This window comes from Pseudarthrobacter cellobiosi (assembly GCF_023913755.1).
Lineage (GTDB): Bacteria > Actinomycetota > Actinomycetes > Actinomycetales > Micrococcaceae > Arthrobacter > Arthrobacter cellobiosi.
On sequence record NZ_JAMXBJ010000014.1, the window covers coordinates 1 to 11,604 of the forward strand.

6 protein-coding genes are annotated in these 11,604 nt (G+C 64.5%); 5 read left to right on the forward strand and 1 reads right to left on the reverse strand.

Going from position 1 to position 11,604, the window contains the following annotated elements; translation table 11 throughout:
• Positions 1-100: 100 nt before the first annotated feature.
• Both NG696_RS00295 and NG696_RS00300 read left to right on the forward strand, forming a co-directional pair.
• Positions 101-550: a guanyl-specific ribonuclease gene (locus tag NG696_RS00295; protein WP_252573497.1), complete on the forward strand. Its 450-nt coding sequence runs from the start codon at positions 101-103 to the stop codon at positions 548-550.
• Between the two features lie 8 nt (positions 551-558).
• Entirely contained in the window at positions 559-915 is a 357-nt protein-coding gene (locus NG696_RS00300) for a barstar family protein (protein ID WP_252567156.1), read from the forward strand.
• Between the two features lie 15 nt (positions 916-930).
• Here the strand turns inward: NG696_RS00300 and glgP are convergent, their stop codons facing one another.
• Positions 931-3,549 carry an alpha-glucan family phosphorylase gene (glgP, locus tag NG696_RS00305; protein ID WP_252567158.1) on the reverse strand — a complete coding sequence of 873 codons (2,619 nt, stop codon included), beginning with the start codon at positions 3,547-3,549 and terminating at the stop codon, positions 931-933.
• Positions 3,550-3,701: 152 nt separating this feature from the next.
• Between glgP and NG696_RS00310 the strand changes: the two genes are divergently transcribed.
• The 3 genes from NG696_RS00310 to NG696_RS00320 are packed head-to-tail and all read left to right on the forward strand — an operon-like array spanning position 3,702 to position 11,267.
• A complete protein-coding gene (locus NG696_RS00310) occupies positions 3,702-5,783 on the forward strand; it encodes an alpha-1,4-glucan--maltose-1-phosphate maltosyltransferase (protein WP_308291917.1) in 2,082 nt (693 codons plus the stop codon).
• Positions 5,780-7,576 (forward strand): maltose alpha-D-glucosyltransferase, encoded by a 1,797-nt coding sequence (treS, locus tag NG696_RS00315; RefSeq protein ID WP_252567160.1) that lies wholly within the window; start codon positions 5,780-5,782, stop codon positions 7,574-7,576. The genes NG696_RS00310 and treS overlap by 4 nt, the downstream gene beginning before the upstream one ends.
• Position 7,577: 1 nt before the next feature.
• Positions 7,578-11,267 (forward strand): 1,4-alpha-glucan branching enzyme, encoded by a 3,690-nt coding sequence (locus tag NG696_RS00320; RefSeq protein ID WP_252573498.1) that lies wholly within the window; start codon positions 7,578-7,580, stop codon positions 11,265-11,267.
• Positions 11,268-11,604 lie beyond the last annotated feature (337 nt).

An 11,604-nucleotide genomic window follows, 5' to 3' on the forward strand; every position in this document is an offset into this window, starting at 1 on the left:
ATGAACTCCCACTGGGCATCGGACAACAAGGCATAACGCGAACTCACCGCTCAATTTTGCCAAAAAGCCACCCCAAAGCATTAGGAGACACGCCCTAGCGGTGTTCGCTTTCGGCGGCCCCGGACTCCTTGAGACTTTAACGGGAAGTACGACTCCGGCAGCAAGTTCCAGCGCGGCCCCGGTCCCGGGCGCTCCCGTCCCGGGCGCTCCCGTCCCGGGCCCTGCGGAGGTTCCGGCCCCGGCGGTAGTCCCCGCCAACCCGTCCGGGCTGCCCGCGATCAAGGAATCCCAACTGCCGGCCGAAGCCCGGACTACCCTCGCCACCATCCGTGCCGGCGGCCCCTACCGCTACAGCCAGGACAATAAGACGTTCGGCAACTTCGAGCGCATTCTCCCGCGGCAGGGCTCAGGCTATTACCGAGAGTACACCGTGCCCACTCCGGGTGAATCCGACAGGGGAGCCCGCCGCATCGTCACCGGTTCCGAGGGCGAGAAGTACTACACGCAGGACCACTACGACTCGTTCAAATTCATCGCAGAAGGCAGCTGAACACCCTCATGAAAATCTACTCCGCCGATACCTGGACCATCGAAGAACTCCAGGAACAGGTCGCCGACGCCGGCCGCCGCAGCCTGGTGGTCCCCGCTGCCGACAGCAAGAAGGCTGTTCTGGAAACCTTCGGCGAAGTGCTCGCCTTCCCTGAGCACTACGGCGTGAACATGGACGCCCTGAACGATTCCCTGCACGATTTCGCGGACAGCATCGGCGAGAACGGCAGTTCCCCGGTCACGGTCCTCTGGCAGGTGGCCGCAGCGTTCCGTGGGGACCGGTCCTTCGGGATCATCTGCGAGGTCCTCCAGGATGCCGAAAGCTACGCCGGCCGTGACCTCGCGGTCACGGCCGTGCTCCTCTAGGTATGACGCTGGTGCTCAGGCGTTGACGATCAGCCCCAGCTCCGCCTTGGAAGCCAATGCCTCGTGCCGTGGCAGGACGCGGACGGTGTAGCCAAAGGGACCGGAGCGGTCGATGACCAGCGAGCCGCTGAACAGGTGGCGTCCCTCGCCGAGGTCCTCTTTCGAGTTCAACTCCATCAGGGTGATGTCCGCCAGGGTGTCGCTTTCCTCGGCACGGCCATAAGCCACCTCCACGGACACGTCCTCCGGTGAGAGAGTGTGCAGCGCGATGTAGGCGTTCACCTGCAGGGTGTCCCCGATCTGCGGGTCCTCGGAAACGCCTACGGAGTCCACATGTTCGACGTGCAGCAGAGGCCACGCCGAACGTACCTTGGCAGTCCATGCCGCCAGCACACGGGCCTGCGCGTAGGAGTTGGCAACGGCTCTGCGTCCGGCCTCGGCCGCGGGCCGGTAGAGCACGTTGACGTAGTCGTGCAGCATGCGCTCCGCGGAAACGGCCGGTCCTAGGTGGGACAGCGTGTGCTTGATCATTGACACCCAGTGCGTCGGGACTTTCTCGGTGCCCGTGGTGGACGGCCCGGCAGCACCTGCGCTGTCAGACACCGTGTTCCCGTAGAAGCGCGGCGCCACCTGCGTTTCCAGGAGTTCGTACAGCGCCGCCGCCTCGATGTCGTCCCGCTCTTCGGGGGACGCGTCGTTGTTGGCGGTGGGGATCGCCCAGCCGTTCTCGCCGTCGTACATTTCATCCCACCAGCCGTCCATCACCGAAAGGTTCAGCGAACCGTTGATGGCGGCCTTCATGCCCGATGTGCCGCACGCCTCCAGGGGGCGGAGCGGGTTGTTGAGCCACACGTCGCAGCCCGGGAAAAGCGTCCTGGCCATTGCGATGTCGTAGTTCGGCAGGAAGGCGATGCGGTGGCGGACCTCGGGGTCGTCGGTGAAGCGGACCAGATCCTGGATCATCTTCTTCCCGGCATCATCTGCCGGGTGGGACTTTCCGGCGATCACCAGTTGGATCGGGTGCTCCGGATGCAGTAGCAACGCCTTGAGCCGGTCCGGCTCGCGAAGCATCAGCGTCAGGCGCTTGTAGGTGGGGACGCGCCGGGCGAAGCCGATGGTCAGCACATCGGGGTCCAGGACGCTGTCGGTCCAGCCAAGCTCGGCGTCGGCGGCGCCGCGTTTCTTCCACGCAGCCCTGAGCCGGCGGCGTACGTCCTCCACCAACGCGGTGCGCATTTCACGGCGCAGCGCCCAGACGTCAGCATCGCTGACGTTATAGGCGAGGTCCCAGCGGCCCAGGGCTTCGGCCTCGGTGCCGAACTGTTCTCTCGCGAGCCGGGAGATGCGCCCGTCGACCCAGGTGGGCACGTGGACGCCGTTGGTAACGGACGTGATGGGCACCTCGGAGTGGTCGAACCCCGGCCACAGGGCCGAGAACATCCCGCGGGATACCTCTCCATGGAGCTTGGCGACGCCGTTGGCCCGCTGTGCCAGACGGAGTCCCATCACCGCCATGTTAAAGACTGACGGATTGCCGTCGGCGTAGTTTTCCCGGCCCAGCTCCAGGATCCGGTCCGCGGGTACCGCGGGCGCAAGCCCGGCCTGGAAGAAGTGGTGGATCTGGGAAATCTCGAAACGGTCGATGCCGGCCGGAACGGGAGTGTGGGTGGTGAAGACCGTGGACGCCCGGCCGGCGGCGAGGGCTTCGTCGAAGCTGAGGGCGGCGTCGCCGGCCATAAGTTCCTGGATGCGCTCAATCCCCAGGAAGCCGGCATGGCCCTCATTGGTGTGGAACACCTCGGGCGCCGCGGTTCCGGTCAGCTGCTGGTACGCCCGCAGCGCCTTGACTCCGCCCATGCCCAGCAGGAGCTCCTGCTGGAGCCGGTGGTCTCCGCCGCCGCCGTAGAGGCGGTCGGTGATGCCGCGGGCGGCGTCGTCGTTGCCGGGAACGTTGGAGTCCAGCAGCAAGAGGGGAACGCGTCCGACGTCGGCACGCCAGATGTGTGCCAGCAGCCGGCGCCCGTTGGGGAGCGGGAGCGAGATCTGCAGGGGACGGCCGTTGCCATCGGCGGACGGCTCACGAAGCAGTGTGAGGGGGAGTCCGTCAGGGTCGAGTACCGGGTACGTTTCCTGCTGCCAGGCGTCGCGGGAGAGGGACTGCTTGAAGTAGCCTGCCTGGTACAGCAGGCCAACCCCGATCAGGGGCACACCCAGGTCCGAGGCGGCCTTGAGGTGGTCGCCGGCCAGGATGCCCAGGCCGCCGGAGTACTGCGGCAGGACTTCGGTGATGCCAAATTCGGGGGAGAAGTATGCAATGGCGGCCGGGGCATCCTCGCCCAGGCTCTGGTACCAGCGGGGCTGCTCAAGGTACCGGTCGAGGTCCTCGGCGGCGGCGCGGACCTGGTCCACCACCGACTGGTCGGCGGCGAGGCGCTGGAACTCTTCGCGGCTGACCCGGCCCAGGAAACTGATGGGATCCTGGTCGGATTCCTCCCAGATGCGGCGGTTCAGGCCAGCGAAAAGTTCACGGGTGGGCCGGTGCCAGGACCAGCGCAGGTTGGTGGCCAACCGGGCCAGCGGCCTGATGGGTTCCGGGAGGACAGTTCTGACGGTAAATCTGCGGATTGCCTTCACCTGCGCCACACTAACCGACAACATCAACGTCTGGAACTGCTTTGGCTTTCTTTTAGGTAAATGACAGTTGGCGTGGCGGATAAGACGAATCGCCGCGACAAAAAGCAGCGCAGGCTTAGCAATCTGGACCATTTCTCGCTAACGTCGAGCCTGTGACGACTAACTCAGTAACCCCTGCCGCCTCAAAGAAAAAGCCGAAAGGCCAAATCACCGACGGGCTAAGATTCGGCCGTTTTCCGATCACCGCCGTGCAGCCTGTGGTGGAGGGCGGAAAGTATCCTGCCAAGGCCTTGCCGGGGGAGGGAATTGTGGTGGGCGCCACCGCTTTCCGGGAGGGGCATGACCAACTGGGTGTCAGCGCGGTCCTCCTGGATCCCCGCGGGAAGGAACGCCAGCGCGTCAGGCTGGCGCCGCCCAAGGGGGAACGCGGCCTCGGTACCGACCGCTGGGAGGGCGTCCTCACGCCGTCGGCCGTTGGAAACTGGACGTTTTTCATCGAGGCCTGGCACGACCGCTACGGAACCTGGCACCACAACGCCGAAGTCAAGGTGGCGGCAGGCATCGACGTCGAATTAATGCTCGCCGAAGGATCGGCGCTGCTCTCGGAAGCGGCCGCCGACGCCTCCCGCAATGCGTCGGACCGGCGTACCCTGCGCATGGCGTCTTCCATCCTGGGCAACGGGTCCCTCACCGATGAGGAGCGTCTGGGAGCCGGCTTCGGCGCGGACGTGGCCGCCGTGGTGAACCGCCAGCCGATCCGCGAACTGATCACCGTTTCCGAGCAGTTCCCGCTGCTGGTGGAGCGCGATCTCGCAGGCCGCGGAGCCTGGTACGAATTCTTCCCCCGGTCCGAAGGCGCCGTCAGGGACGCCACCACCGGGGCGTGGACGTCCGGGAATTTCCGGACCGCGGCGAAGCGGCTGGACGCGGTGGCGGAAATGGGCTTCGACGTTCTCTATATGCCGCCGATCCACCCCATCGGTATCCAGCACCGCAAAGGCCCCAACAACACCCTGATTGCCGGCCCGCATGATCCCGGCTCGCCCTGGGCCATCGGCGCCAAGGAGGGCGGCCACGACGCCATCCACCCGGAACTGGGCACGTTCGAGGACTTCGACGCCTTTGTTGCCCGCGCCAACGAACTTGGCCTGGAAGTCGCCCTGGACCTGGCGCTGCAGGCCGCGCCGGACCACCCCTGGGTGGAGTCCAACCCGGAATGGTTCACTACCCGGGTTGACGGGAGCATCGCGTACGCGGAAAACCCGCCCAAGAAATACCAGGACATTTTCCCGCTCAATTTCGACAATGATCCGGAAGGGCTTGCGAAGGAAATCCTGCGGGTCGTGCTGCTGTGGGTCAGCCATGGCGTGAAGATCTTCCGGGTGGATAATCCGCACACCAAACCGGTGTGGTTCTGGGAATGGCTCATTGGCCAGGTCAACAAAAAGACCCCTGGCGTGGTGTTCCTCGCGGAAGCGTTCACGCGCCCTGCCATGATGCACGCCCTGGGCCGGGCGGGCTTCCAGCAGTCCTACACCTACTTCACGTGGCGGAACACCAAAAAGGAACTGGAAACCTACTTCACGGAGGTCAGCCACGAATCGCCCGCATACTTCCGGCCCAACTTTTTTGTCAACACGCCGGACATCCTCACGGAATACCTGCAGTTCGGCGGTCCGGCGGCGTTCAAGATCCGTGCGGCGTTGGCCGCCACCGCCAGCCCCCTGTGGGGCGTTTATGCCGGCTACGAACTTTATGAACATGTTGCCCGCCCCGGAGCGGAAGAGTACATCGACAACGAGAAATTCGAATACAAAGCCCGTGACTGGGACGCTGCCGCTGCCTCAGGCCGGACCCTGGCGCCGTACCTGACCAGGCTCAACGCGATCAGGCACAACCACCCGGCGCTGCTGGACCTGCAGAATCTCACGGTCCACCACAGCACCGACGACGCCACGGTGGTGTACTCCAAGCACAAAACCCTGCCGGACGGCACCAAAGACACCATCATTGTGGTGGTCAACGTTGATCCGCACGGCATCAGGGAGAGCACCATTTCACTGGATCTGGCTGCGCTGGAACTTGACCCCGAGGACCTGTCGCCCAACGGCGGGTTCCGGGTGGATGACCTCATTTCCGGCGAATCCTGGGAATGGGGCGAATACAACTACGTCCGCCTGGATGCGCACGTTGAACCCGCCCACATCCTGAGCGTGAGGAGATTGCATCAGTGAGCTTTAACCCGCAGAGTTCCAGCCAGCATTTCACCCCCAAGAGTACGTTTGAGCTGAACGCCCCTGGCCTGGCCCACGATCCGCTCTGGTATCGGAAAGCTGTGTTCTATGAGGTGCTGGTGCGGGCTTTCGCGGATGCGAACGGCGACGGTTCGGGCGACTTTTCCGGCCTGATCGACCGGCTGGACTACCTGCAGTGGCTTGGCGTGGACTGCCTGTGGCTGCCGCCGTTCTTCCAGTCGCCGCTACGTGACGGCGGCTACGACATTTCGGACTACAACTCCGTCCTGGATGAGTTCGGCACCATCAGCGACTTCAAGCGGCTAGTGGCCGAGTCCCATGCCCGCGGCGTCCGGGTCATCATTGACCTGCCGCTGAACCACACCTCGGACCAGCACCCCTGGTTCCAGGAATCGCGCAAGGACCCGGACGGTCCCTTTGGCGACTTTTACGTGTGGAGCGACACTGACGAGAAGTACCAGGACGCCCGCATCATCTTCGTGGACACGGAGGAGTCCAACTGGACCTTCGACCCCATCCGCCGGCAATTCTTCTGGCACCGCTTCTTCAGCCACCAGCCTGACCTGAACTTTGAAAACCCCAAGGTCATCGAAGCGCTCTTTGACGTGGTCCGTTTCTGGCTGGACCAGGGCATCGACGGTTTCCGGGCGGACGCCATCCCGTACCTCTTCGAGGAAGAAGGGACCAACTGCGAAAACCTGCCGGCCACCCATGACTTCCTGCGCAAGCTGCGGGCCATGGTGGATGAAGGCTACCCGGGCCGCGTGATCATCGCCGAGGCCAACCAGCCGCCCAACGAGGTGGTGGAGTACTTCGGAACAGCGGAAGAGCCCGAATGCCACATGGCCTTCCACTTCCCCATCATGCCGCGCCTCTACTACGCCCTGCGGGACCAGAAGGCCGCTCCGATCATCGAGACCATGCATGACACCCCGGAGATCCCCGAAGGGGCGCAGTGGGGAACGTTCCTGCGCAACCACGATGAACTGACGCTGGAGATGGTCACGGCCGACGAGCGTGCGGCAATGCTGGGCTGGTACGCGCCGGACCCCCGGATGCGCGCCAACATCGGGATCCGGCGCCGGCTTGCACCGTTGCTGGATAATTCCCGGGCCGAGATCGAACTGATCAATGCCCTACTGCTGTCGCTGCCTGGCAGCCCGTTCCTGTACTACGGGGACGAGATCGGCATGGGGGACAACATCTGGCTCGATGACCGCGATGCTGTGCGCACCCCCATGCAGTGGAACCCGGACCGGAACGCAGGATTCTCCAACGCTGATCCCGGCAAGCTCTACCTGCCGGTCATCCAGTCGCTGGTGTACAGCTACGGCATGGCCAATGTGGAAGCCGAGGCCGCCCACTCCGGTTCCCTGCTCCGCTGGACCCGGCAGATCCTCAGCGTCCGCAAGAACCACCCTGCCTTCGGGCTGGGCGCGTTCAAACATGTCGAAGCGGACCACGACGCCGTGGTGGCGTATCTCCGGGAACTTTCGGATGACAACACTGCAGGGCTGCCCGGCGAAACCATTCTGTGCGCCTTCAACCTGTCGCAGCACCCCGTGGCGGCAAAACTGCGGATTCCCCAGTTTGCCGGCCGCGGGCTGCGCGATGTGTTCGGCGGGCAGCCGTTCCCCGGGATCGACGACGACGGATCACTGACGCTGACGCTGGGAAGCCATGATTTCTTCTGGCTGCGGGTCCGCTCGGCGACGTCCAATCCAGCCTCCCCGTACACGCAGGCACTGCCCATCCTGTCCATCGAGAACTGACATGGCCCAGCCCACCCTCACAGCCACACTGAGCGCCGTCCTTCGCGAATGGCTTCCGCGCCAGCGGTGGTTCCCCGTGAAGACAGCCGATTTTTCGCTGGCACAGGCGGGCAGCCTGAGCCTTGAAGATGCCGCCGGGCAGGCCCGGCTGGAGATCTTCCTGCTGGCTGTTTCCTCCCGGACGGCCGACGGCGGTCTCCGGACTGACGTGGTCCAGGTCCCGCTGAGTTACCGGGCAAGTCCGCTTGCCGGAGCGGAGCGGGCACTGGTCGGCCAAGCTCCCGAGGCCGGCATGGCCTGGATCTACGACGCCGTGCACGATCCTTCCTTTGTGTCCTCCTGGCTGGAGCTGATCCGGTCCGAAGCAGGCTCGGGCACCGGCTCGGCGACTGGCCACCGCACCCGGTCGGAGCACCGACTGCCTACCGCCCACGGAATGGTCAAAGTCCTGTCCGGCGAGCAGTCCAACAGCTCTGTCATTGTTGACGACGGCGAGTCCGCCGCGATCGTGAAATTCTTCCGCGTCCTTTCCGAAGGGATCAACCCTGAGGTCGAGGTAGGGGCGGCGCTGACGGCCCAGGGCACCCTCGAGGTTCCGGCCACGCTCGGGTGGGTCCGCGGGGAATGGCAAGCGCCGGCATCACCGGGGCTCCCGGCACAGGCGCCATCGCAAGGCGAGCTTGCCGTAGCCCACGAATTCCTCGCCGGCGGCCGCGATGCCTGGCGCCTTGCCGTGGATGCCGCGCGCACCGGTGCCGATTTCACCGCCGAGGCGCATGCCCTGGGCGCTGCCACAGCAACGGTCCACCGCCGGCTGGCGGAAGCCCTCGGCACAGCGGTTGAATCGGCGCCGGGTCAGCTCATTGCGCCCGGAGTAGCCCAGCGGGTCCGGCAGGCATGGGCGGAAGCCAGTGCCGCCGTCGGGCCTTACGACGACGCACTAGGGGCTCTGCTTGGCCAGCTCGACGGCGTGCCGGCAGGGCCGCTGCAGCGGATCCACGGCGATCTCCACCTCGGCCAGATCCTGCAGGTCCCCGGCCACGGCGGCCAGCCCGGCCGGTGGGCCATCCTTGATTTTGAAGGTGAGCCACTGCGGCCCATCGCCGAACGCAACTTCCCCGATGTTCCGCTCCGGGACGTGGTGGGAATGCTGCGTTCCTTCGACTACGCGGCAGGCGCGGCAGAACGCGAATATCAGGGTGCCCGCGTTCCGACGTCCTGGGTCGATGATTGCGCGGACGCGTTCCTTGCCGGGTATGCCGCAGTCACACCCGGCACCATCGACCGGACTTCACCGCTCTTTGTGGCATTGTGGCTGGACAAGGCCCTCTACGAAGTCGTATATGAATTACGGAACAGACCTGACTGGCTGGCCATTCCAACGAATGCGTCCAGGCGGCTCCTCAGCGTTAAAGGCTCCGGCGATCAGGCCGGGGCAGCATCGGAAGGTATCAAAATGACAGGCTCAGCACGTACAGACCGGCCCCGGGTGCCTCTTCACGTGGACCCGGACACGTTGGCCCGCGTGGCGAACGGCGAACACCACGCGCCGCACTCAGTGCTCGGCGCCCACCTGGACGACCATGGCCATGTGACGGTTCGGACGCTTAAGCACCTCGCGGAGGCAGTGAGCGTGGTGACTGCCGTGGGTGCAGTGCCCATGACCCACGAAAGCAACGGTGTATGGGTGGCAGTCCTCGAACCGCTGCAGGCCGGCCACGTGCCCGACTACCGGCTGGAGGTCACCTATCCTGGTGCCGCGCCGCTGACCGTGGACGAACCCTACCGCTACCTGCCCACCGTGGGTGAAGTGGACCTGCACCTGATCGGCGAGGGCCGGCACGAGAAGCTCTGGGAAGTCCTGGGCGCGCACGTCCAGCACTACAAGTCCTCCCTCGGCGATGTTGACGGCGTCTCCTTTGCCGTCTGGGCGCCGAACGCGCAGGCGGTCCGCGTCAAAGGCGACTTCAACGCCTGGGACGGCCGCGAAAATTCGCTCCGCTCGCTGGGCTCCTCAGGCGTGTGGGAAGTCTTCCTTCCCGGCGTTTTAGCAGGGGCGTGCTACAAATTCGAGATCAAGACCAAGAGCGGCCACTGGGTCGAAAAGGCAGACCCCCTGGCCTTCGGCACCGAAGTCCCGCCGCTGACGGCGTCCCGGGTGGTGGAGCCGTCCTACGCGTTCAAGGACGCCGAATGGATGGAGTCTCGCGGCCAGCGTGACCCGCACAATTCGCCGATGAGCGCCTACGAAGTCCACCTCGGATCCTGGCGCATTGGCCTGGGCTACCGCGAGCTGGCCAAGGAGCTTGTGGACTACGTCAAGTGGCTGGGCTTCACGCACGTTGAGTTCATGCCTGTGGCCGAACACCCCTTCGGCGGCTCCTGGGGCTACCAGGTGACGTCCTACTTTGCGCCGACGTCGCGCTTTGGCCATCCGGACGAATTCCGGTTCCTGGTGGATTCCCTGCACCAGGCCGGAATCGGCGTGCTGCTGGACTGGGTTCCGGCGCACTTCCCCAAGGATGCCTGGGCATTGGCTCAGTTCGACGGCGAACCTCTGTACGAGCACGCCGACCCGAACCTGGGCGAGCACCCCGACTGGGGAACGCTGATCTTCGACTTTGGCCGCACAGAGGTGCGGAACTTCCTGGTGTCCAACGCGCTGTACTGGCTTGATGAGTTCCACATCGACGGACTCCGCGTTGATGCGGTGGCCTCGATGTTGTACCTGGACTATTCGCGTGAAGACGGGCAGTGGTCGCCCAACCGCTTTGGCGGACGCGAGAACCTGGAAGCCATTTCCTTCCTCCAGGAAGTCAACGCCACCGTTTACAAGACCCACCCCGGCGCGGTGATGATCGCCGAAGAGTCCACGGCTTTCCCCGGTGTCACCGCCCCCACAAGCCACGGCGGCCTGGGCTTCGGGCTCAAGTGGAACATGGGCTGGATGCACGACTCCCTCAAGTACGCCTCCGAGGACCCGGTCAACCGGAAGTGGCACCACGGTACGTTGACGTTCTCGATGGTCTACGCGTTCACCGAGAACTTCCTGCTTCCTATCAGCCACGACGAAGTAGTGCACGGCAAGGGCTCCATGCTCCGGAAGATGCCGGGGGACCGCTGGCAGCAACTGGCCAACCTGCGCGCCTTCTTTGCCTACCAGTGGGCGCACCCGGGCAAGCAGCTCATTTTCATGGGCACCGAATTCGGCCAGGAGGCTGAATGGTCCGAGCAGCACGGACTGGACTGGTACCTGGCCGACATTCCGGCGCACCGCGGTTTGCAGCTCCTCACCAAGGACCTCAACGAGCTCTACAGCTCGACGCCGGCCCTGTACGAGCGGGATAACGAGCCCGGTGGTTTCCAGTGGATCAACGGTGGGGACGCCGACCGCAATGTCCTGACGTTTGTCCGCTGGGACAAGGACGGCAATCCCTTGGTGTGCGCCATCAACTTCTCCGGCGGTCCGCATGTTGGCTATGTCCTCGGCGTTCCGGCTGCCGGGGCCTGGACCGAAGTGCTCAACACTGATGCTGCGGCCTATGGCGGCTCAGGTGTTTTGAATGGCAGTGAGCTGATTGCCCTGGACGAAGGGCTTGATGGCCAGCCGGCATCGTTGACCGTAACGTTGCCGCCCCTGGGTGCGGCCTACTTCAAGCCCGTTCCTTTGGCGGCCAAGCTGACCGAATAGTGTGAACCCGCTCTCTTAAGTGCGCGGCGAAAAGCCCGGAATTCCTTGAGATTCCGGGCTTTTTGCTGCCCTCAGGGTGGGGGTGCACGGGGCTGTTCGGGGCTTGGTTGGCCATCCCGGCAAAGTGGTGGTAGAGTTTATTTCCGCGCTGCTCCACGGAGTCAGACCGAAAAAACCGACACGAAAGCCTCAGGCTGAGAAGGTCGCGGATGCCGGTTTGACAAGAGTGAGACCAGCCGGTAAGTTTGAAAAGTTGCTCCGGAGCGATCCACGGCCGAATGGTTGGTTGTGGTGGTGCCGGGTGTGTCTGTTGTTTGAGAACTCAATAGTGTGCCAA